Raw genomic sequence first — 21,759 nt, forward strand, 5'->3', positions numbered from 1 at the left:
TTAGGCGAATTTGATTCACTGATGAGAGTAGTACCTTTTGTTGCATTTTTGCCTGCAATAGTTTGAGTAATCCCATTTATTCAGTGAAGTCTAATCACATAAAAAAGAGGCTGGTTATGTCCAAGCCTCTTATCTTGTATGCTATTATATTGATTCAAGATTCATGGAGGAGTCTACCCGACTTGCCAAGGACGATTTGCTTTTACCTTTGTTTGCTTCTGTTTTGCACCTAGTTCATCCCGAGTCATTCGTTGCGGTTCCATCCCTTTCTCGATCTTCGAGCTGAGCTTACGAGAAAGGGTGAAGAGGTGAGGCGCAAAATAAACTCTGGCAGCTTCTGATTTACAAGTAGGACATTCTGTATTCTCCCTGTTGCCGGACATGGAATTGAAGAACAGCGTGAATTCTCCACAACCTGGACAACGAAATGTGTAGTTTGGCAAGATTTACCCTCCTATTTTTTCGGCATAATGTCTTGATCAAAGATTTGTGTTGGGATCGCAATCGTGCAACAGGCATTTGGAATATCCACGATGCCGTTAATTCGACCTTCCACAGGTGCTGAGCTTAAAAGCATAAAGGCTTGTTCACCTGTATAGCCGAGCGTTTTTAAATACTCAATGGCATTTAAGCAGGCCTTTTTATAAGCGAGATTAGCATCCAGATAATGTTGTTTTCCTGTACGATCGTCTACGGAAATGCCTTGGAATACTAAGAAATCATTATAATTCGGTTCAACAGGTCCAGGTTGGAATACGGGATTTTCCTTGATCTTATATTTCTCCATACCCCCTTTAATCACATCCACTTTTAATTCGATCCAGCCTGACATTTCGATGCCGCCGCAAAACGTAATCTCTCCATCGCCTTGAGAGAAATGCAGATCGCCGACGGACAGCTTGGCACCGTCCACAAATACAGGGAAGAAGATTCTAGAACCTTTGGAGAGATTCTTAATATCGCAGTTTCCTCCATTTTCACGAGGCGGGACTGTACGCGCGCCTTCTTTTGCGATCCGGTCAAACTCCGCGCCTTCCAAATGCCCTAACACTACACTTTCTTCGGAGGGGGGATTTGCAAGTGCGGGAACTCGATTAGGATCCGTATCAATTAAAGCTTGTTCGCGTTCGTTCCATTTTTGCAAAAGCTCCATTGAGGGAGCGACTCCAATTAAACCTGGATGAATGAGACCTGCAAATTTGACACCAGGCACATGGCGGGACGTCGTATAAATGCCTTCGAAATCCCAAATTGATTTGGCGGCCTCTGGATATTCATCTGTTAAGAAGCTGCCTCCGTTTTCTTTCGCAAAAATCCCATTGAACCCCCATTCTGATTCTTGATGGGCTCCGACATCCAAAATATCAACGACGAGCAAATCACCAGGCTCCACGCCATTGACGTAGACAGGACCGCTTAATACGTGGACACGAGTAAGATTAACGGTGCGAAGGTCTTCTGCACTGTCATTATTATGGATCTGTCCATCGGTCCATTCTTTACAATCCATTCGAAATGCGGTTCCCGGTTCTACTGAAAAAACAGCAGGAATATCAGGGTGCCAACGATTGTGTCCGGGTTGCTCTTGTTGTTCCATAGGTTTGCTTAAATCGAGTCTGTACTTATACTGTGCCATTATCAAATTCCTCCTAATTAAATAAATTGCGCAAGCATTACCATGTCAACATATGTGAAGTTGTCCCACGTTTATGACTGCAATAGTGAGAATGACTGTGGTGGAGGAAATATGCGGCATGCGGTTACTTCGTTTCAATACTTTTCATTCTCATCTGCTATTTATTCCCCAAGAAATACTGGCCTGTATGTTTACGAGTGTGTTTCTATTAATAAGTCCTTCAAGTATAGTATAATTCAATACAAATCATGTAATTGCTTCGAGGGGTGAGGTGTATCGATGTTCTTAAAGATAAATAAGCAATACTATATCCGGGCTGCGGAGCATACGATGGAAAGCCCGCATACAGAAGAGTTGATTTGCCGTGTCTTATGAGAAAAAACTTATGGCCATGAAATCGCTAGTGAAAAAAACGACAGTCGTGCAAGAGTCGGTTGAAACGTTTACGAAACCGCCGGCGCCATCATATGAAAAGAGATGGCTGACGACGGGACTGGAAAAAATCGAAAATGACTTAGGTATCGTTTATAAGCGTGTCATTCATTATCCGCTTACCTATATGCATGGCGATATTTGCTTAGGGGACATACAAGAGAAGTTGACCAATTGGATGGAGACTGGATATGCTCATCCGCTTGCTCCTTCTTCTGATCAGCTGCTCTTTTTCGATACCGAGACAACTGGACTTAAAGGGGCGGGAGCGATAATTTTTTTGATTGGGTTATTGGAACTGAAATCGGATGAATTCGTCATGACACAGTACGTGCTGCCGAATCCAGATCACGAAGCAGCGTTTCTCTATGCATCAAAACTTTGGCAGGAAGGGCTGACGCTTGTCACTTATAATGGAAAGAGTTTTGACTTTCCGCAATTGCAGACACGTTGGTCGCTGCATAGAAAACAGCTCCCTAAGTTGCCGGTTCCAAAGCAAATTGATCTGTTGCATGGTTCGCGGCGTATTTGGAAAGGCGAAATGGACTCTTTCAAACTTACGGAAATCGAGCGCAAACAGCTAGGCTTTCATCGGAAAGATGATATTCCAGGGCATATGGCGCCGATCATCTATCAGGATGCCGTGAAGAATGGGCGGGCTGAAATCTTGATGAAGGTTATGTGGCACAATGAATGGGATATTCTTTCCCTCGTCACGCTGTTCAGTCTTTCTTCTGACATGATTTTGCAGGAGGAGAGTAAACCAACTGCTCAAGTCGCAACGAATATCGCCAAATGGTTCAAGGATCTTGGTTTGACTGAGCGTAGTTTTGCCGAGCTGGAAAGAATCGCAGAAGTGTACGGATCGAGTTATCCGCTGACACATTTTCATTTAGGGTTTCTATTGAAGCGATATAGAGAGTACGATCGTGCGGTCCAATCATTTGAAATCGTAGCTTCGAGTGGAGAAGGCCGGGAACAAATACTTGCCTATGAAGAATTGGCAAAATTATATGAACATAAGCTGAAAGATTTCCCGCTGGCGGTTGATCGAATTAACAAGGGGAAATCTTTGCTCGAACAACAAAATAAACTATCCAAACGCTTTATTGATAGCATGCAGAGCGCCTTTTCCAAGCGGGAAATACGCGTGAAGAAGAAACTATTTCCCGGGCAAGCGCAGAAACCGACAAGAGAGTCTTAAGGACCTTCTCAATTAAGACAAAGAATGACATGATATGCTATAATGACCGTATGGGATCACAGACGGAGGGACGTTTTGTCATGGAAATAAAGTTAGATTCAAAGAAGATTTTAGAGAAAGAATTTAAAACAGCAATGCGCGGATATAAACAAGAAGAAGTGGATTTATTTTTGGACGATGTAATCCAAGATTATGAGACTTTTAAAAAAGAAATCGCGCAACTTACAGAAGAAAACGAACGGTTGAAAGCGTCAGCAAGTACTTCGCAGCATAGAACGTCTGCGCCGACTCCTCAACCAACGAATTTTGATATCTTGCAGCGCCTATCCAACTTGGAAAGACAAGTTTTCGGCAGCAAGCTGTCTGATAACTGATTTTCTTTAAATTGGAAATGACCAGTTTGAACGAAATCATTGATAGCCGGGATGAATTGATGTATACTAAAGAGTACCATAGAGTCTATTCAGGTAATCGCTGCAATTTTATTGTAGAGGAAAGTCCATGCTCACACGGTTCTGAGATGACCGTAGTGTTCGTGCTCGGTGAAAAAATAAGCCGGGGCAATGCTTTTGCATTGATGGCGAGAATAAATCCTAAGTCTTCGGATATGGATGAGATTCTCTGAAAGTGCCACAGTGACGTAGTTGGCATGGAAACATGTCAAGTGGAACGGGTAAACCCCACGAGTGAGAAACCCAAATTATGGTAGGGGCGCTCTTCCGAAAGAATTCAATGGAGGAAGGGACAGGCAATTGTCTGTAGATAGATGATTACCGCTTCAAGTACGAGGTGCAAACCGTTTGAGTACTGAAGAACAAAACATGGCTTACAGAATATTCTATGGTTTACATCACAATTAGCTCTCCTATAGTATTGGGAGAGTTTTTCTTTTGTACAGAAGGTTTGCTAATCGCATTTATTTGACATAATACTGAGAAGAGACCGATTGAAAAGGCGATACATAAGGAGGGAAGGTAATGGTAAATGAGTCTGATTTCTTTCAAATAAACCCTGCCTTCCCGCCAACAATTTATAATACAATTATTGAGGAAATGAAACAAGGCGTTTTCGTTACAGATGAAAGTAAAAACCTGCTTTTTGCTAACTCTGTTTTCTTTACACTGACCCAATACAATAATGAAGATCCGTCCATGCTTCAGCTTTTTCCGGCAACATGGCAACATGATATTTGGGAAGAAGCTGAAAAGACAGGGTATTGGGAAGGCGGTCTGCCGTTTGGTGAAAATGGAGAAGATGGAGACGTCAAATTGTTCTTCCATTTGGATACCACTAATGACCAGGCATATTATTATGGAATTTGCCGACCCGCTTCCATGATAAACCAGCCGACATCAAAAGGCGATGGCTGTACAGATCCTTTGACGAAAATTGGAAATCGTAACTATTTGACGAGTCAAATGGACAAGCTATTCTGTGGTGATCCCGAAAGAAAGAAAATGCACGCTGTGTTATTTTTAGATTTGGATCGTTTCAAACAAGTCAATGACACGATGGGACATTTCGTCGGAGATGAATTATTGAAAGAGTTCACACGAAGAGTGAAGAAAATTCTTAGGAAAAATGATTTGTTTGCCCGGTTAGGCGGCGATGAGTTCGTTATCGTTCAAACAGACATTAAGCATGAAGGGGAAGCAGTGCTCTTAGCGGATCGGATCTTTGAAGCGATTGAGCAGCCCTATCACAGTGCCTCCTATGAAGTCGGGATGTCGACTAGTATCGGAATTAGCTTATATCCGAAAAATGGTACCGACAGAGAGAGCTTAATGAGAAAATCAGATGTCGCCATGTATGAATCCAAGCGAAAAGGCCGTAATCGACAGACGCTGTTTGAGCAAGATTTGGAGGAGCGCATTGCCAAGCTTCAAGAGCTGGAACAAGATTTGATTGGCATGGTCGAAAATAAGGACTTTCAGTTACTGTATGAGCCGAAACTTCATCTTGGGACAGGTGTGTTCCGCGGTGCGGAGATTTCGTTGCGATGTGGCGGATGTAAACAATCGGTTACTACACTGAGGGATTCCTACGAGGAACTGGTAGAGATGGGTCTTGATATTCCGATTACCAACTTGGCCATTGAGAGGATTTGCGAGGACCTTTCCCGTATGCCGGAAGCTGTACGTTTGCGCACAGTGATTGCCGTCGATATTTCGAGCATGTACTTCACGCATCCTCAGTTCATCCAAAATGTTTGTGGAATTCTCGGACAATTTGATGTTAAGCCTGAAAATTTTGAATTAGAATTGGATGAAAAGGTTATTATGCTAGATGAAGAGCAATCCATCCATAAGTTAAGGACCTTGAAAAAGTTGGGGTTTCATCTGCTGATCGATCATTTCGGTTACGGTTATTCATCAATTCCTTTGCTGTCAGATAGCTCTATCGGGCATTTGAAACTAGATCGTAATCTAGTGAAACGGCTATCGACTGAAGAAGATCAATGGAAGATTGCTCAGGCGATTAAAGCGATGGCTGGGGCTTTAGAGATTGACTTGTCTTTTGAGGGTGTAGATGACGTTGGCCAATCTGAGCGGTTGCGCGCGTTAGGCTGCAGCTATGCACAAGGAACATATATAAGTAAACCTCTGGAGTTTGATGAATTTCTTCATCTGATCCAGTAACGGAGAATGGAGTTTTTATTGTGAGTGAATATAAATTGATTGCTACAGCCGCAATGGGGCTGGAGTCGATTGTAGCATCTGAGATAAAAGATCTTGGGTATGATTGCCAGACCGAAAACGGAAAAGTCTTCTTCAATGGAGATGCAGAAACGATTGCCAGAGCCAATATGTGGCTTCGTGTGGGAGATCGGGTTCGCGTGGTGGCTGGTGAATTTAAAGCTTATACATTCGATGAGTTATTTGAGCGGACGAAAGCGATTCCTTGGGAACAGTTCCTGCCGGTTGATGCCGCTTTTCCGGTTTCAGGAAAGTCGGTCAAATCGAAGCTGTTCAGTGTGCCGGACTGCCAAGCGATTGTGAAGAAAGCAATTGTGGAGCGGTTGAAGATCGCGTATAAGCGTATTGGCTTCTTGGATGAATCAGGTCCTCTTTTTAAATTGGAAGTATCAATTTTGAAGGATAAGGTAACAATTACGATCGATACGAGCGGTTCCGGATTGCATAAACGCGGCTATCGATTAGGACAAGGAGATGCGCCTCTTAAAGAGACGATGGCTGCAGCACTTGTGAAATTATCGAAGTGGAGTCCGAGTCGCCCGTTCGTGGATCCGTTTTGCGGTTCGGGAACGATTCCAATTGAAGCGGCGATGATTGGACAGAATCTTGCGCCTGGCTATAATCGTTCATTTTTAAGTGAAGAATGGCCTTGGATGAAAGCGCAAGTATGGGATCGCGTCAGAGAAGAAGTGGAAGACGTAGCGAAGTACGACCAAGAGCTTGACATCCGTGGTTACGACGTCGATGGAAAAATGATTTCAATAGCTCAGCAAAATGCGGTGGAAGCCGGTTTTGCAGATTTGATTTCATGGCAGCAGCAAGACGTCCGGGATTTGCACATTGAAGGACAAAATGGTGTCCTCATTGCCAATCCGCCATATGGAGAGCGACTTGGCGAAACAGAGGAAGCGGAAGATATAGCAGAAATCCTTGGGTCAATTATGGAGCATCACCCATCCTGGTCCGTCTATATTTTATCTTCACTCGAAAACTATGAGACGATGTATGGGAAAAGAGCGACGAAAAAACGTAAACTATTTAACGGCTTCATCCGCACTGATTATTATCAGTTTTGGGGACAGCGCGTATAACCATATCGAAATCGATGGGAAGAGGAAAGCACTCCTCTTCCTTTCGCTTGCATTCAGGGAGGAGTCAGTATGAGTACAAAAATTCCATTTCAATTAGTGAAAGACCAAACGTTCTTTGAATCACTGAATGATTGGTTGGGCGATACATTATATGATGATTTGACGGAAAAAGGGTTCGAATGCCGGGATGAGCAGATTTATATGGCTTTTCAAATCGAACAAGCACTTAAGGACAAAAATGTGTTACTGGCGGAAGCGGGTGTGGGTACAGGGAAGACGATTGCCTATTTGCTTCCAGCCCTTGCATATGCACGCTATACAGGAAAGCCTGCTGTGATTTCTTGTGCAGATGAGACGTTGATCGATCAGTTGATCAAAGAAGAAGGCGACATTCAGAAATTGAGTCAGGCACTCGATTTATCGATCGATGTACGATTGGCCAAAGCGCGAAATCAGTATATTTGCCTAAAGCGTCTAGAAGAGACAAGTAATCGAACAGACGAAGAGTTTGTTGATTTAGTTGAAGATGAGCTGCCTGATTTTATCTATGCCGATCGTTCGTTGCAGTCTGTTTTTCCATATGGAGTGCGTTCCGACTATCCATATTTGAAAGATGAAGAGTGGGAAATGATCAATTACCATCCGATTCAGCAATGTGCGGCGTGTGATATCCGTAATCGTTGCGGACAGACGATTCATCGTAATCACTATAGAGAAGCAGTGGATTTAATCATTTGCTCGCATGATTTTTATATGGAACATCTGTGGACGAAAGAATCGAGAGTGCGTCAAGGACAGTTGCCCTTGCTGCCAGAAGTATCGATGGTGGTCTTTGATGAAGGACACCTGCTTGAGTATTCGGCGCAGCGGGCATTGACTTATGAAGTGCAGGAGCAGACGATTGTCCAATTGCTTGAGCGCATCATGGTCGATGGCATTCGGGAGAAGTCTCTGCAGTTGATGGAGCAATTATTGGATATCCATGAATTGTTCTTTAAGCAATTACGAGAGCGTGCGACGCAAAATGATAATGAGCGTTTGACGATTAACAAGAACGATGAAATGATGAGACTAGCTAAGAAAGCCGTCTCTTTATCGAACGAACTTCTAGAGGAATTCGTCTTTGAGGGTGAATTGTACGTCATTCCGGAATACGATCTGAAAATAGTGGAGGAGTATTTGGAGCAGTATATATATTCGATGGAATTATTTGCTGATCAGAATGACGCTGTAGATTGGTTGGAAAATCGACGTGATGAAAGCACTTTGCTGATCATGCCGCGACTCGTGACGTCTATTTTGAAAGAAAAGTTATTCACTGGCGAAATGCCGATCGTTTTCTCTTCCGCTACGTTATCTGTTGAGAAATCGTTTGATTACTTGGCATACAGTCTCGGAATTGAGTCGTATCAGTCGTTTTCCATTGAATCGCCTTTTGATTATGAGAATGTGATGAAGATCCATTTAGAACAAGGTGTACACGAAGACAACATCGAGCGCTTGTCAAAGCTTCTTTCAGAGGAAGAGCAAACTTTAGTATTGTTTAACTCTAAGCAATCGATGATGGAAGCCTATGAAAAACTGCCGTTAGAGCTTCAAGTACTAGTTGCTTATGAAGGAGAGCGTTCGCTGTCTTCATTGGTGAAAGACTTCCAGCAGCGCAAGGTCCAAGTCTTTTTCTCCTATCATTTATGGGAAGGTTTAGATCTTCCGAATGAATCCCTGACGCGTGTCATCATCTTTGATCTGCCGTTCCCGCCGAAAGACCCGTTGTTTGAAGCGAGAAGACAATACGCGGAAGATGCATTTGATGAAGTGGATCTCCCATTCATGCTGTTGCGGCTTCGTCAAGGAATCGGCCGGCTGATCCGGACGAGTGAGGATGCGGGTTCTATTCATTTATTCGTTGAACCGGAGAGAAGTGAGTTACTGCCTGTGATAGAAAGAGTTTTACCTGTACCATTTTCATGAAGAATAGCAAAAGGCACAGACGTTGAATAATCAATGTCTGTGCCTTTTTTATTTAATTTACGACGCAGTCAGCTCTCGTCATCTATCGTCAGTAAAAGATTCAATACCTCGCCATCTTCAAATTTCACGGGAATTTTAAAGGCTTGTTGGAAGCCATAAAACTTCGTATGCCCGGTTAAAACAGTGGGCGGTGAAATGTCGAGTGTCAATTCATCGTTTTCCAGTATTGTACAGAGATTGCCGGCAATCATATTCCCGAGTTCACCGGTAAAAGACTCGGCCATTTCTCCTTCAATATTCATACCAAACATCGCTAGGCCAATTTTATCAATAATGCCATGGGTAGGTTCTACAATAAGACGCCCTTTCATATCTCCGATCAAACCAATGAGCACGCTGATTTCGCGCTGTTCATAGGGTTGCTTGATCAACGAAGGAGAGAGGACATCGAATTTTATCGGAACGACAGTAGTCAGTGAAGAAATAGTAGCGTTTAAGACTTTTTGCACGTTATTTGCAGTGCTCACGAATAAAGACACCCTTTCAGAAAATAGTAGTAGTTCAATCATATCATTAAAGGGTCGAAAAGCCTACTTAAAAGTTGTAGACTCAAATAAAAGTAAGCTTCTATTTTTTCAATCATTAATGGTATGATAGGGTGAGTTATAAGTGAAAGGACGACGATTATGTCTACAAACCATGTATTTTTACAACAGTCTGCCACCTATGGACAGATTTTCTCTACCAATGAAGATGATGAACGAAAAGGAAAAATCACATTACTCGCAAATAAAATAATTGAGAAAGAATATACAATTGCGTTCGCAGGTCACTTTTCGGCAGGTAAATCATCTACAATCAATGCGTTGACTGGCGATGATCTATTGCCTTCAAGCCCGATCCCTACAAGTGCGAATATTGTAAAGGTACATAAGGCGGATGAAGACTTCGCGATCATCCATCGTGTAGATGGGAGTGCTGTGAAATTCAGCGGGCACGGTTTCTCGGAAGCCGTCAAAGAATTCAGTAAAGATGGAGCGGCTGTTTCACTGGTAGAAATCGGCCATACCGAATCCAAATTGCCGGAAGGAATCACAGTAATGGATACGCCCGGGGTGGATTCTACAGATGATGCACACCGACTATCCACGGAATCTTCTTTGCACTTGGCGGATCTAGTGTTCTATACGATGGACTACAACCACGTACAATCCGAAATGAATTTCCGTTTCACGAAAGAATTGATGCGCTATAACAGCAACGTCTACTTGATCATCAATCAAATCGATAAGCATCGGGAAAGTGAATTGTCTTTTGATGCATTCAAGAAATCAGTAGAGGATTCGTTCAAGCTGTGGGGCGTGGAGCCGAAAGGGATTTTCTATACGTCATTGAAAGAGCTTGATCATCCGCATAATGATTTTGAAAAAGTAAAAGCGATCGTGGATGGCTCAATTGAACACCGCGAGGAGAATTTTGAACAAAATATCGATCAATCCCTTCGTAAGCTGAAAGACGAGCATATGAGTTTCTTGCAGCAACAGCTGGATGACGTTAAAGAAAACAATCGCGATATCGTTATGGACAATGAATGGAATCAATTCGAGGAGCTTAATCGAGAGTTGAAGGAAGCAAAAAAACGGATGGAGCTTCTGTCTGGAGATGAATTCTACGTCAATTTTGAGAAAGAGCGCAATGAATTATTATTAAGCGCCGGACTTGGGCCATTTGAAACAAGAGAATTGCTGAAGGATTACTTGGAATCAAAATCTCCAAAGTTTAAGGTAGGACTTTTATTCGGCGCGAAGAAAACTGCCGAGGAGCGCGAAAAACGCCGTCAAAAATTGAAGGAAAATATCACGGGACTGGCCCATACACAAATTGAAATCTATATGAAGACGTTGATGAAAGACTCTTTGAAGCAAGCGGGAATCTTGACGGATGAACGGTCAATGGAAATCGATTCCATGGATCTGTCATTGCCTTTTGATGAGGTAGATGAGCAGCTTCATGTGGCGGAAGTCATTACAGGAGAGACCATCCTGAATTATACGGAACAAATGAAGCGTGCAATCCATTTAGTTTATAAACGTAAGACCGACGCATGGAAGGAAGAAATGTCCGTCATTGCGAAATCAGCTGGAGGCGAACAGTCTGCACCGCTTGCTCTTGCAATCCGGTCACTTCAGGAAAAAGTCGATGCGATCAACGAAATGAACAAGTGGCAAGAGCGTATGCAGTGGGTGGATAAAGAGATCGGGAATCCGTCTGCACCTACACGCATTGGTAGAGACAAATTGCTGGAAGAATGGGAAAAGCCAAAACAGATTGAGACCATTGACTATGTGGCGGGTTCGGAAAAAGAAGAATCCGTATCGACTGAAGTAGTCGAACAAGAAGAAGAGGAACGCAAATTTGTCGATTCCGAAAAAGCGATCACCTATGCCCAACATATTGCACAATCCGTTCAGACGATTCCAGGCTTTGCGGAAACGGCTCTATACTTGCAGACGAAAGCCGCCCGATTGAAAGGGCAGGAGTTCACCGTTGCGTTATTCGGGGCATTCAGTGCAGGGAAATCTTCATTTTCCAATGCGTTGATCGGGGAAAAAGTATTGCCGGTGTCACCGAATCCAACAACAGCGGCAATCAACCGAATCCGTCCTGTCAGTGAAACGCATCTGCATAATACAGCAGACGTTCATTTGAAAAATGCTGCAACGATGACGGAAGACGTAGCATTGTCATTCGAAGCGTTGGGTATTCATATTTCGACTCTTGAAGAAGCGTTCGCGAAGACGGATGAAGCGTTGAAACAGCCGCTCGAAAATGAAAATTTGCATATCCATAAGTCATTCATCCAAGCGTTCAAGAAAGGCTATCCAGTGTACACATCCGCACTTGGCACGACGTTGACTGTGGAGCGTGAGGAGTTTACGAAGTTTGTAGCACAGGAAGAACGCAGTTGTTTCGTAGAATCGATCGATTTCTTCTACGATTGTCCGCTGACACGCCACGGCATCACACTCGTTGACACACCTGGAGCGGATTCAATCAACGCCCGCCACACCGACGTAGCGTTCGAATATATTCGTAATGCCGACGCGATTTTATTTGTGACGTACTATAATCACGCGTTCGCTCGCGCAGACCGTGAGTTTCTGATCCAGCTCGGACGTGTGAAAGACGCGTTCGAACTCGATAAGATGTTCTTCATCGTCAATGCGATCGACCTGGCGTCGAACGAAGAAGAATCCGAAGAAGTAAAAAGCTTTGTGGCCAATGAACTGCAGAAGTTCGGTATTCGTAACCCGCGTGTTCATGGGATTTCAAGCCTTGAAGCGCTTGAAGGTAAATTGAATAAACAGCCGAATCCTTTAATGCAGCATTTTGAAGAGAAGTTCTATGCATTCCTTGAGCATGATTTGCGTGCGCAAGTCGTTCAGGCACTGGAAGAGGAAACGACGAAGACGATTGACCGTCTCGCCTCATTGATCGACCGGACAATTCAGAACCGTTCACGTAAGGCAGAACGATTGGAAGAGTTGGCAATTGCTGAACAAGCGATCAAGCAACGCTTTGAGAAGAGCGCCAGCGAAGTGTTAGTGAAAGCGACACAGGATGAATTGAGCGAACTCGTCTACTATATTTTACAGCGTGTGTTCTTGCGTTTCGGGGATTTCTTTAAGGAAGGGTACAGCCCATCGACATTCGCTAAGAATTCTTCCGACCGCGCGTTGAAAATCGCGTTGGCGGAAACAGTCGACATGGTTGGGTTTGACTTGACTCAAGAATTGAAAGTGACGAATTTGCGGATTTTGCAATATATGAAGAAGCAATTGCTGGAACGTCAACGTATGGAAGTTCGTTCATTAGCGGACATGGATCAGTCCATCGTACCTTCTCCATATGAGCCGAACGACAAAGAAATGCTATCGTTTGAAACGCCTTATGAGAACCCGACAGTATACAGCGCGGCCAATAAATCATTCAAGAATCAAAAAGCGTTTTTTGAGCGCGGGGACCGGGATATACTGAAAAACAAGCTGGAAGAGGCATTGAAGAACGATGCGTCGAAGTATTTAGGTGAACAGAAAGAACGTATAGAAAAATGGGCGGATCTATGGATTGAAGATGAAGCGGAAGCATTACGTCTTCATCTGTTGCAGGAAAGTCTTGTGCAAATTGAATCGGAACGCACGTTGCTCGACGGTTCGGAGCAACTGGAACACTGGCAAAGTATTTATGAAAAAATACGTTTGGAGGAGCTGGCTCAATAATGCATGTATTCGTATCGGCTAAAGATGTTGACGTGGAGCAAGTGAAATGGATCGATGCACGGTTTTCCCTTCAAAATCCAGACTACGGAATTGATGAATATAATAAAGAGCATATCCAAAATGCCGTTCATTGGGATTTAGCAGAGAAGCTCTCCGCTGAATCTGTCTCCGGCGGTCGGCATCCGTTGCCGGCAAAAGACAAATTGACAGAGCTGTATCGTGCAAGCGGCCTACAGTTAGAAGATACGATTCTGATCTACGATGATGGGGGTAGTCCATTTGCCGCACGTGCTTGGTGGATCTTACAATACGGAGGATTTAAAAATGCCCGTATTTTGCTTGAAGGCTATGACCAGCTGAAGGAGATAGGTTGCGCGGTCGATCGGGAGACGTTTGTATCGCCTGCACAGTCATCTGTTCAGCCGGAATGGCAAGATCATCTATATGCGAGCAGAAGCGATGTAAAACAAGTGGTTGCTAGAGAACAGGACGCAGTGCTGCTGGATGCACGTGCTCCTGAACGGTACCGCGGTGAAAAGGAACCGATTGATCATAAGGCAGGGCATATTCCGACGGCCAGCAATTTTAATTGGGAAGATTTAAAAGAAGATGGCCGTTATGACGTGCAAGCTGCAGAAAAACAGCTCCAGCAAGTGGCAGCGCCTGACGATAAAGTGATTGTCTATTGCGGCAGCGGCGTGACGGCGTCTCCTTTATTCGCTGCACTTACAGAGCTCGGTTATTCGGACGTCCGATTGTACGTAGGCAGTTTCAGTGACTGGATCTCAGAAGATGACGCCCCGATCGAAACGTCGTGAAGATGGGAGTTGACAAAATTGCAGTATGCATTACTAGGTGATATCCATTCATCGATCGAAGACCTGAAAGCCGTGTTAGGACATATTTCAATTGAGGCACCGCATGCTGAGGTCATTGGCTTGGGTGATTTATATGAATGTACAGTTAGCAAGAAAGATCTGCGCGGGCAGATTTATCCGTCTGTAAATGAAGTGATCAAACATCCGGAAGGCTTCGAAAAGTTATTAACTTTCCCGTCTGTCTACGGGAATCAAGAAGAGCGGATTTTGTTGCTTACGGAACATGCGGAGCCGCTGCGTGATTATCTCCATGACCTGTCCGAGACTCTTTCGGCAGGGGAAGCCGTCATCATACACGGGCATCAATGGAACTCAGACGAGAGAAATGCCTGGCTGAACGCGCAAATACCAGACAAAACAATCGTCTTCCACGGGCATACACACCGCGCCGGCTACACGCGAGATCAGCAAGAAATGTTGATTTCAGGACGCGGCAAAATTTCGCTGTCTGGAAAGCGAAATATTGTCAATGTTGGCGCTGTTGTCGGGTCAAGGGAATGGGTACTGTTTAATGCGGAAGAACGTACGGTGCGGTTTATGAGAGCACAAAGAGGATAAGGGGATTAGGCAGTGGAAAAGAATTGGGGGAGTGGTAAAGGCGCCGTTGATCTACGTTCCAGGCGGACGCTTTCCGCGGGGCTTGCGGTGAGCCTCCTCGTCGCTTCGCTCCTGCGGGGTCCCACCTGTCGAGCTAATCCCGCAGGAGTCGCCGCCTTCTACTACGTTCAACTTGCGTATTTTCCTAATGTTAGTGGGTTGCAAGTCCATTTAGAGAGAGGTATAAGGGCAAGAAGTAATATCTCAAAAAGAATGCAAACTTCTTTGTCTATGGTTACAGATACACATACTTTATACAGCGAGCTTTACTATGTGCTAGAACGTACTGTTTTGGGATTTGTACGGAAGACGGGGCGACTTCGAGAGGATCAGCGTGAGTCTTGAGACCCTGGACTGAGCGAAGCGAAGGAAGCGGCTCAAGCCACGCCCTCCGGAAAGCGTCCCCGTCTGGAGCGCAAATCCCAGGACCGCAAGCCCATGTTTCTCCCATGCTAAATCATTCTGATGCTTGTCTTTAAGCTAGGCTAAGGACCTTAACCCTTAGCCTTTTTTTGTTGGAGAATCGCCTGCCGAGCGAGGACATCTGCTGTTTTGTTTGTGTGATCGGGGATCCACTTGATGAAAAAGAAATCAAACTGCTCCGTGAGTTTTATTGCCTTTTTTAAATAAGGAGCGTACTCCTCGTTCTTGATAAACTCCTTTTCCATCGCCTGAACAACGACATTGGAATCCGACCTGACAGACACCATGCCGCTCGTCAGCTTCACTGCTTCTTCCAAACCTCTTAAAAGCGCTTGGAATTCTGCATTGTGATTGTTCGTTGGTTCGATCGGTTCACTGATTTTCACATCGTGTCCTTCGCCTTTAATGTAAACGCCAATTCCGCTCAATCCTGGATTTCCTGCGCTAGCGCCATCTATGTATATTTCTAACACGGTCTTCATCGCTCCTCTCTGGAAATGAATGGGGAAGACTCAGTAAATGGTTGCAACATTCCATAAGCCCACCTAAAATAGAAGAAAGAAAGGTGGGAGTTCTTTTCTAATGAATAAAGTAATGGTCATGAAAGATATCAATCAATTGCTCGATATATATTGTGAAGGATGCTATGTCAAAAGACAACTGATAAAGGAACGTGGAAAGACAGGAGCTCACCAATTTTGCATATCCGAATGTACAATCGGCGACCAACTGAAGTTTTTAGGATCAGAAATCAATAAACTTGGCACATCTTCCAAATGATTAAATAGAAAAAGCATCCCGCATTTTACGCGTGGATGCTTTATTTATCTTCATTCAGCTGAAATTCCATAATGATTGAGTGGAATTGCTCTGCCTGCCGAGCTGTCTTTAAACTTCTTCTTCGAGTGTAGATACATTTGCCGCCTGAGGACCTCGGTTCCCTTCAATTACTTCGAAAGAAACAGTTTGACCTTCAGCAAGTGTCTTAAATCCATCTGTTGCAATTCCTGTGAAATGGACAAACACGTCTTCACCATCATCTGCTTCGATAAATCCATAACCTTTGTCACTGCTGAACCACTTCACTTTACCTTGGTGCATGTAAATTCCTCCTCGGCAATTCAGAAATTCATAGCGGCCATATAAAAGTATTGGAAAGCAAAATAGCCCCAACATACCTATATAGCTCCCTACACTATACATGAACAGTTACATCAGGTCAACGATGTAAAGATAAATTCCGAAGAATTTTCAATCGATTTGTACTATTTGGAACAAGGTATTGGTTTTTAGGCTTTTCAACACTATAATGAATAAGTGTTCATTGACAAGGGAAGGAGAGCAATCAAATGAAAATAGTCAAAACGCTTATTCAAGTGGTCTTTCTATATCTATTTTTCATGCTAGGAAATTTTTTACGTCAGTGGCTGTCGATTCCCCTTCCTGGAAGCATAATTGGATTATTGATTTTATGGGGATTGCTATCATTCCGAATCATTCCGCTTAATTGGGTGGAAAAAGGTGCATACGTTTTTTTATCCACATTGCCGCTCTATTTGATACCTGCAACGGTCGGTGTGATGAATTACGGTCATGTCTTTAAAGGGAAAGGCCTGCTACTTGTTGTCATCACAATCGTCAGCACGTTTATCACAATGGCTGTGGCTAGCCTGGTGAGTCAATCGATGGCGAAACGTAATGAGAAAGATGAGGTGGAGCTGTCATGAATTCATTTTTATTGGCACTCGCGATGATCCTCTTGACGGTGATAATGTATTTCATAATGAATGCATTGTATGTAAGGCTACGATCACCTTTTTTGGTGCCGATCCTAACAACTACCATCGCAGTGATAGTCACTTTAACGATTTTCGATGCTTCCTATAATACATATATGGTTGGAGGAAAGTGGATCGATGCACTTCTCGGACCAGCAATTGTTTCTCTTTGTATTCCATTATTTAAACAGCGTGATTTGATTAAGAAAAATTTATTGCCGATCGCAAGTGGAGTGGTCGTTGGGGGAGTCGTCGGAATGGTGACAGGCGTTTTAGCAGCGCGGCTTGTCGGGTTTTCAAATGAACTTCTCGCTACAATTTTGCCTAAGTCGATCACTTCGCCAATCGCGATGCAAATTGCCGAAGGACTCGGTGGCGTTCCTTCGCTCGCTACGGTTTTTGTCATTATTGCCGGCTTGGCTGGAATCCTAATAGGCCCGCAATTGAATCGACTGTTGAAGATCGATACAGCGCTCGGACAAGGCATCGGTCTTGGTGTGGCAGCGCATGCCATCGGTACTTCTAAAGCTCTCGAATACGGCGAACAGGAAGCTTCTATGAGCTCGGTTGCCATGACGTTATCGGCGATCATCGGTGCGTTGGTGGGTCCGTTGTTTGGTTTCATACTGTTCCCATAAAAAGCGGAATTCCTATTCGACTAGGAATCCCGCTTTTTTCAATGCTTGCTCTGCTTCGATGAGTTGCTCTTCTCGGGGAGCTGAGATAGTATGCAAATGAATGCCACTTTCATCCAAATTCAGTAAATAGGGTGCATTCGCTTGTTGAATCTGCTGGATGAACGCCTTCACTTCCTGGCGATTGGAGACCATGATGGAGGCACGGACATCGCCATATACGAGATGCTCCACACGAACATCTTTCACTGTTACTCCGTGATCTACGAGAATATTCAATTCCTCTTCCGTTGCTTCAGGTTCATGACGGCAGACGATGATCTTTTCATACTCTTCTGCTGTTTCAGGCAGGGCAGTGTAGAGATATCCTTGATTCGTCGCGATGATCGGCTGTTTTTTCGCCTTCAGTAAGTTAACGTCGCTGACAATGACCTGCCGGCTGACATTCGTCAGTTCTCCTAACTCGCGTCCTGTAATAGGACGTCCTGCTTCTTGTAACGTGCGCAAAATGAGTTTTCGACGCTCTTTTCCCAATACTTTTTCTTTATTTTGCAATTAAATCACCTGCTGTCAGTGTTTTTTGTTTTGTTCTTTCGCAATTTCCACCAAGCAATCTGCCAATTGTTGAACAGTTTTTCCGGTGGAAGACTGTCCAAATGAAATACGGACCAATCCTTTCGATAGATGAACTGGAATCTGCATAGCATTCATCGTGGTCGAAGACTGTTGTTTGCCGACCTGGCAAGCACTTCCTGTCGATACCGCAAATCCGCGTCTATTCAATTCTAACATAATCAGCTGGCCTTCCGAATGATTGACACGCAATCCGATAATATGCGGCAACTGTTCTGCAGCTTGATCCGAACCGAAAAAAGTAAAAAATTCTTTATGCGGCAACAACGCATTGAAAAATATAGTCCGGAGTTTTTGGTAATGGGCGAGGTTTCCCGTTTCTTCTGCCAATTGTGCTGCTATCAGGAATGCTGCAATACCGGGAACATTGACCGTCCCCCCTCTGAAGCCTTTTTCTTGGACAGTCCCTGGGAATAGCGGCACAGCACGCAAGCGCGGATTGATATACAGTGCACCAACGCCTTTTGGACCATAGATTTTATGACTGGAAACAGAAAGACTGTCAACATATGGTGTGATGTCCTGCACATTCAACTTGCCGAATGATTGAACGCAGTCACTATGTAAGAGAATCCCTTTTGGCTGCAATGTCTCATAGATGGAGCGGATCGGCTGAATGGTTCCGATCTCCGGGTTGCAATGCTGTACAGAAACGACGATCGTCCGCCCGTTGATGGCGTTTTCCAATGCTTGCAAGTCTATGAAGCCGTCAGCGGTAAAAGGAATGGTCGTAATGTGGAACCCTTGATCTGCAAGATACGCTGCTGCGGAATGAAGAGAAGGATGCTCTGCGGCAGTCAAAATAATATGATTGCCTTTATGCATATTAGCCTGTGCGAGGGAAAGCAGAGCAAGTGAATTACTTTCGGTCCCTCCAGACGTGAAGTACAAACCTTCCGAATGAACACCTAAAATAGCGGCCAGTTGTTTCCGGCACCGTTCCAGTACGTTTTGAGCCATGCCGCCCGCGTCATGGAGACTCGTCGTATTGCCGAACTGATGCTGTGCTGTAGATAAATAAACTGCGGCAGCTTCCTTGTGAAGGGGAGTCGTAGCTGCGTAATCGAAATACTTCAATGTACATACCTCCTAGTTTAATTGTTTTATTCATCTTGTCATAGTTCTGTAAATGTGTAAAGATAGATGTAAAGACACATAAAATTGAAGGTTAGTAGGGAGAATGCGTATGAATAGAATCAAACTGAGATCAATGCTTGAGCAATTTTTCATTGAGGATATAGGGGATGGCGATTTGTCTGTCGAGACGTTGTTTCCTGATACTGCTGTCGGAGAATTGCAGATCATTGCCAAAGAGTCAGGAGTCTTTTGCGGAACCGACATCATAAGAGAAGGATTTTTAGTCATGGATCCTTCCATTGAAGTGATTTGCTTTATTGAGGATGGAGAGAAGATGGAAGAACAGCAGGTTTTGGCTGTTGCTATAGGCTCTGTGAAGAATTTACTGTCAGCAGAGCGTGTTATCTTGAACTGTATACAAAGGATGAGTGCAATATCCACCAAGACTTCCCAACTGACTGCATTTCTGAAGGGTACGAAAGCAAGGGTTTGTGATACGCGGAAAACAGCGCCTGGTTTGCGGATGCTGGATAAATATGCAGTCCGTACTGGTGGCGGATTTAATCACCGCAATGGACTCTACGACACGGTGATGTTGAAGGATAACCACCTTGCCTATGCCGGATCAATTACTGAAGCCGTTAAGCAGCTGCGAAGTCGGCTTGGGCATACTGTGAAAATAGAAGTCGAGATCGAAACGCTTGCGCAACTCAAAGAAGCAGTAAACGCAGCACCGGATATTATCATGTTCGATAATTGTTCGCCCGAGCAAATCAAAGAGTGGCTTCCCGTTGTGCCGAAACAAATCGTGACTGAGGCATCCGGCATGATTTCGGAGGAAACGATCGCTGCGTATGGATCGACAGGCATTCAGTACATATCGGTTGGTGCGCTGACACATTCAGTGAGAGCTGCAGACATCAGCGCAACTATACAAATTAAAAAAGCAGGGGGAATCAGACAATGCCCATACTTGATTTAACGAAAGAGCATGTAGATGTAATGTTGCCTGAAAAATATAAAACACTTTCTGTCAGTGAAATGGAAGACAGAATTCGGAAAATAAAAGAATCTCTCGGGGACAAGTTATTTATTCCAGGCCACCATTATCAAAAAAATGAAGTCATTCAGTTTGCAGATGCAACAGGAGATTCACTGCAATTGGCTCAGATCTGCGCTTCCAATGAACAAGCAGAGCATATTGTGTTTTGTGGAGTGCATTTCATGGCAGAAACCGCTGATATTCTGACCACACCTAACCAAACAGTATATTTGCCGGATATGCGTGCCGGATGTTCGATGGCAGATATGGCAGATGTTTTTCAGACTGAAAGAGCGTGGGAACACTTACAGGAACGTTTTGGCGATACGATACTGCCTTTGACATACGTCAATTCGACTGCCGCGATTAAGGCATTCGTCGGCCGAAATGGCGGAGCTACCGTCACTTCATCGAATGCGAAGGAAATCGTGGAATGGGCATTCGCGCAGAAGAAACGGATCCTTTTCCTGCCGGATCAGCATTTAGGACGCAACACGGCATATGATCTAGGGGTTTCGTTAGATCATATGGCAGTCTGGAATCCGATTGCGGACGTTTTGGAATACTCTGGACCCGATGACGACTGCGAAGCGATTCTTTGGAAAGGCCACTGTTCCGTACATGAAAACTTCACGGTCGAAAATATCCGCCATATCCGTGAAAATGAACCGGAACGACAAATTATCGTTCATCCTGAATGTCCTCATGAAGTCGTGATGCAATCGGATGATAATGGATCGACGAAATATATTATCGACCGAATCACCGCCGCAGCGCCCGGCACAAAATGGGCAATCGGAACGGAAATGAATTTGGTGAATCGATTGAAAGAAGAACATAAAGAGCAAGATATTATTTCTTTGAACCCGCTTATGTGCCCTTGCTTGACGATGAACCGCATCGACTTGCCACACTTGCTTTGGTGTTTGGAAAGTATTGCAGAAGGAGCTGCGCGCAATATCATCGCCGTAGATAGTTCGACTTCTGCGGAAGCAAACATGGCACTCGATCGCATGCTTCATTCTCCTCACAAACATTGAACGCTTGACAATCACCGCCAATATTGTATGATGGGTGAAATGAATGTTGAACGTTGATGAAGGAATAGTAGACAAACAGCGTGTGCAAGAGAGCGGGGTTCATCGGCTGAAAAATCCCGTCACATGGCAGTTGTTGAACCTGCCTTTGGAGTCCTATGAAAACATAGGCGCGTACCTCGGCGTTATGGGGAGAGCGGGATTCATGAACTGGATCCAATGATGGTGGCACCGCGGAAGCAAAGTCCTTTCGTCCTGATAACTTCGGGACGACTGGGCTTTTTTGTATCTAAAGCGGAAAACGCCGTACAGCCTCGACAGGAACTAAATTCACAAAAGATTTAATTAT

Annotated in this window: 21 protein-coding genes and 1 other RNA gene; 15 read left to right on the forward strand and 7 right to left on the reverse strand. The window is 44.3% G+C overall.

From position 1 onward, the window contains the following. Positions 1 to 173 precede the first annotated feature (173 nt). Positions 174 to 443 (reverse strand): zinc ribbon domain-containing protein, encoded by a 270-nt coding sequence (locus tag MKY93_RS07595; protein WP_078816488.1) that lies wholly within the window; start codon positions 441 to 443, stop codon positions 174 to 176. 11 nt (positions 444 to 454) lie between these two features. Beyond that, positions 455 to 1,636 carry a formamidase gene (fmdA, locus tag MKY93_RS07600; protein WP_340758711.1) on the reverse strand — a complete coding sequence of 394 codons (1,182 nt, stop codon included), beginning with the start codon at positions 1,634 to 1,636 and terminating at the stop codon, positions 455 to 457. 385 nt (positions 1,637 to 2,021) lie between these two features. On the opposite strand from fmdA, the gene MKY93_RS07605 reads away from it, so the two are divergent. The 6 genes from MKY93_RS07605 to MKY93_RS07630 all read left to right on the forward strand — a co-directional run bounded on the left by MKY93_RS07605 (position 2,022) and on the right by MKY93_RS07630 (position 9,030). Continuing rightward, complete coding sequence (locus tag MKY93_RS07605; protein WP_340758712.1) at positions 2,022 to 3,272, forward strand: ribonuclease H-like domain-containing protein; 1,251 nt, start codon at positions 2,022 to 2,024, stop codon at positions 3,270 to 3,272. A gap of 80 nt (positions 3,273 to 3,352) precedes the next feature. Continuing rightward, complete coding sequence (gene gpsB / locus MKY93_RS07610) at positions 3,353 to 3,646, forward strand: cell division regulator GpsB (RefSeq protein WP_340758713.1); 294 nt, start codon at positions 3,353 to 3,355, stop codon at positions 3,644 to 3,646. Positions 3,647 to 3,731: 85 nt separating this feature from the next. Then, positions 3,732 to 4,106: RNase P RNA component class B (rnpB, locus tag MKY93_RS07615), an RNA gene on the forward strand. 143 nt (positions 4,107 to 4,249) lie between these two features. After that, positions 4,250 to 5,911: a diguanylate cyclase domain-containing protein gene (locus MKY93_RS07620; protein WP_340758714.1), complete on the forward strand. Its 1,662-nt coding sequence runs from the start codon at positions 4,250 to 4,252 to the stop codon at positions 5,909 to 5,911. Positions 5,912 to 5,931: 20 nt separating this feature from the next. Beyond that, positions 5,932 to 7,059 carry a THUMP domain-containing class I SAM-dependent RNA methyltransferase gene (locus tag MKY93_RS07625; protein ID WP_340758715.1) on the forward strand — a complete coding sequence of 376 codons (1,128 nt, stop codon included), beginning with the start codon at positions 5,932 to 5,934 and terminating at the stop codon, positions 7,057 to 7,059. 69 nt (positions 7,060 to 7,128) lie between these two features. Then, positions 7,129 to 9,030, forward strand: coding sequence for an ATP-dependent DNA helicase (locus MKY93_RS07630; RefSeq protein ID WP_340758716.1), 1,902 nt, complete (start codon positions 7,129 to 7,131; stop codon positions 9,028 to 9,030). Between the two features lie 68 nt (positions 9,031 to 9,098). Here the strand turns inward: MKY93_RS07630 and MKY93_RS07635 are convergent, their stop codons facing one another. Further along, positions 9,099 to 9,557 (reverse strand): chemotaxis protein CheX, encoded by a 459-nt coding sequence (locus tag MKY93_RS07635; protein WP_078816494.1) that lies wholly within the window; start codon positions 9,555 to 9,557, stop codon positions 9,099 to 9,101. A 159-nt stretch (positions 9,558 to 9,716) separates the two neighbouring features. On the opposite strand from MKY93_RS07635, the gene MKY93_RS07640 reads away from it, so the two are divergent. From MKY93_RS07640 to MKY93_RS07650, 3 genes are read left to right on the forward strand one after another with little or no spacing between them, the layout of a single operon-like run. Next, a complete protein-coding gene (locus MKY93_RS07640; protein WP_340758717.1) occupies positions 9,717 to 13,310 on the forward strand; it encodes a dynamin family protein in 3,594 nt (1,197 codons plus the stop codon). Then, entirely contained in the window at positions 13,310 to 14,128 is an 819-nt protein-coding gene (locus MKY93_RS07645; RefSeq protein ID WP_340758718.1) for a sulfurtransferase, read from the forward strand. The genes MKY93_RS07640 and MKY93_RS07645 overlap by 1 nt, the downstream gene beginning before the upstream one ends. A gap of 9 nt (positions 14,129 to 14,137) precedes the next feature. Further along, positions 14,138 to 14,746, forward strand: a complete 609-nt coding sequence (locus MKY93_RS07650) for a metallophosphoesterase family protein (RefSeq protein ID WP_340758719.1) — start codon at positions 14,138 to 14,140, stop codon at positions 14,744 to 14,746. A 533-nt stretch (positions 14,747 to 15,279) separates the two neighbouring features. Here MKY93_RS07650 and MKY93_RS07655 read toward each other — a convergent pair. Next, positions 15,280 to 15,681: a reverse transcriptase-like protein gene (locus MKY93_RS07655; protein WP_340760920.1), complete on the reverse strand. Its 402-nt coding sequence runs from the start codon at positions 15,679 to 15,681 to the stop codon at positions 15,280 to 15,282. 109 nt (positions 15,682 to 15,790) lie between these two features. Here MKY93_RS07655 and MKY93_RS07660 point away from each other — a divergent pair, with 109 nt between their 5' ends. Then, positions 15,791 to 15,988, forward strand: coding sequence for a zinc-finger domain-containing protein (locus MKY93_RS07660; protein ID WP_221835064.1), 198 nt, complete (start codon positions 15,791 to 15,793; stop codon positions 15,986 to 15,988). Between the two features lie 108 nt (positions 15,989 to 16,096). On the opposite strand, the gene MKY93_RS07665 is transcribed toward MKY93_RS07660, so the two are convergent. Beyond that, positions 16,097 to 16,309 (reverse strand): cold-shock protein, encoded by a 213-nt coding sequence (locus MKY93_RS07665; protein ID WP_078816500.1) that lies wholly within the window; start codon positions 16,307 to 16,309, stop codon positions 16,097 to 16,099. Between the two features lie 248 nt (positions 16,310 to 16,557). Here MKY93_RS07665 and MKY93_RS07670 point away from each other — a divergent pair, with 248 nt between their 5' ends. Continuing rightward, positions 16,558 to 16,935: a CidA/LrgA family holin-like protein gene (locus tag MKY93_RS07670; protein ID WP_340758720.1), complete on the forward strand. Its 378-nt coding sequence runs from the start codon at positions 16,558 to 16,560 to the stop codon at positions 16,933 to 16,935. Beyond that, complete coding sequence (locus MKY93_RS07675) at positions 16,932 to 17,624, forward strand: LrgB family protein (RefSeq protein ID WP_340758721.1); 693 nt, start codon at positions 16,932 to 16,934, stop codon at positions 17,622 to 17,624. Before MKY93_RS07670 ends, MKY93_RS07675 begins: the two co-directional genes overlap by 4 nt. 12 nt (positions 17,625 to 17,636) lie before the next feature. On the opposite strand, the gene MKY93_RS07680 is transcribed toward MKY93_RS07675, so the two are convergent. Together MKY93_RS07680 and MKY93_RS07685 are read right to left on the reverse strand one after the other, a co-directional pair. After that, positions 17,637 to 18,176: a transcription repressor NadR gene (locus MKY93_RS07680; RefSeq protein ID WP_078816503.1), complete on the reverse strand. Its 540-nt coding sequence runs from the start codon at positions 18,174 to 18,176 to the stop codon at positions 17,637 to 17,639. 15 nt (positions 18,177 to 18,191) lie between these two features. Further along, a complete protein-coding gene (locus MKY93_RS07685) occupies positions 18,192 to 19,331 on the reverse strand; it encodes an IscS subfamily cysteine desulfurase (RefSeq protein WP_340758722.1) in 1,140 nt (379 codons plus the stop codon). A 109-nt stretch (positions 19,332 to 19,440) separates the two neighbouring features. Between MKY93_RS07685 and nadC the strand changes: the two genes are divergently transcribed. The 3 genes from nadC to MKY93_RS07700 are packed head-to-tail and all read left to right on the forward strand — an operon-like array spanning position 19,441 to position 21,633. Beyond that, entirely contained in the window at positions 19,441 to 20,313 is an 873-nt protein-coding gene (nadC, locus tag MKY93_RS07690; protein WP_340758723.1) for a carboxylating nicotinate-nucleotide diphosphorylase, read from the forward strand. Next, a complete protein-coding gene (nadA, locus tag MKY93_RS07695; protein ID WP_340758724.1) occupies positions 20,295 to 21,413 on the forward strand; it encodes a quinolinate synthase NadA in 1,119 nt (372 codons plus the stop codon). The genes nadC and nadA overlap by 19 nt, the downstream gene beginning before the upstream one ends. Before the next feature lie 43 nt (positions 21,414 to 21,456). After that, positions 21,457 to 21,633: a hypothetical protein gene (locus MKY93_RS07700; protein WP_176132460.1), complete on the forward strand. Its 177-nt coding sequence runs from the start codon at positions 21,457 to 21,459 to the stop codon at positions 21,631 to 21,633. The last annotated feature ends 126 nt before the right edge of the window (positions 21,634 to 21,759 follow it).

Source organism: Sporosarcina sp. FSL W7-1283 (genome assembly GCF_038003105.1).
Taxonomy (GTDB): domain Bacteria; phylum Bacillota; class Bacilli; order Bacillales_A; family Planococcaceae; genus Sporosarcina; species Sporosarcina newyorkensis.

What these genes read in the sequence shown, in the direction of transcription:
- fmdA (WP_340758711.1), bottom strand. Translation starts at nt 1,636, where the DNA reads ATGGCACAGTATAAGTACAGACTCGATTTAAGCAAACCTATGGAACAA.
- MKY93_RS07605 (WP_340758712.1), top strand. Translation starts at nt 2,022, where the DNA reads ATGGCCATGAAATCGCTAGTGAAAAAAACGACAGTCGTGCAAGAGTCG.
- gpsB (WP_340758713.1), top strand. Translation starts at nt 3,353, where the DNA reads ATGGAAATAAAGTTAGATTCAAAGAAGATTTTAGAGAAAGAATTTAAA.
- MKY93_RS07620 (WP_340758714.1), top strand. Translation starts at nt 4,250, where the DNA reads ATGGTAAATGAGTCTGATTTCTTTCAAATAAACCCTGCCTTCCCGCCA.
- MKY93_RS07630 (WP_340758716.1), top strand. Translation starts at nt 7,129, where the DNA reads ATGAGTACAAAAATTCCATTTCAATTAGTGAAAGACCAAACGTTCTTT.
- MKY93_RS07640 (WP_340758717.1), top strand. Translation starts at nt 9,717, where the DNA reads ATGTCTACAAACCATGTATTTTTACAACAGTCTGCCACCTATGGACAG.
- MKY93_RS07645 (WP_340758718.1), top strand. Translation starts at nt 13,310, where the DNA reads ATGCATGTATTCGTATCGGCTAAAGATGTTGACGTGGAGCAAGTGAAA.
- MKY93_RS07660 (WP_221835064.1), top strand. Translation starts at nt 15,791, where the DNA reads ATGAATAAAGTAATGGTCATGAAAGATATCAATCAATTGCTCGATATA.
- MKY93_RS07665 (WP_078816500.1), bottom strand. Translation starts at nt 16,309, where the DNA reads ATGCACCAAGGTAAAGTGAAGTGGTTCAGCAGTGACAAAGGTTATGGA.
- MKY93_RS07670 (WP_340758720.1), top strand. Translation starts at nt 16,558, where the DNA reads ATGAAAATAGTCAAAACGCTTATTCAAGTGGTCTTTCTATATCTATTT.
- MKY93_RS07675 (WP_340758721.1), top strand. Translation starts at nt 16,932, where the DNA reads ATGAATTCATTTTTATTGGCACTCGCGATGATCCTCTTGACGGTGATA.
- nadC (WP_340758723.1), top strand. Translation starts at nt 19,441, where the DNA reads ATGAATAGAATCAAACTGAGATCAATGCTTGAGCAATTTTTCATTGAG.
- nadA (WP_340758724.1), top strand. Translation starts at nt 20,295, where the DNA reads ATGCCCATACTTGATTTAACGAAAGAGCATGTAGATGTAATGTTGCCT.
- MKY93_RS07700 (WP_176132460.1), top strand. Translation starts at nt 21,457, where the DNA reads ATGTTGAACGTTGATGAAGGAATAGTAGACAAACAGCGTGTGCAAGAG.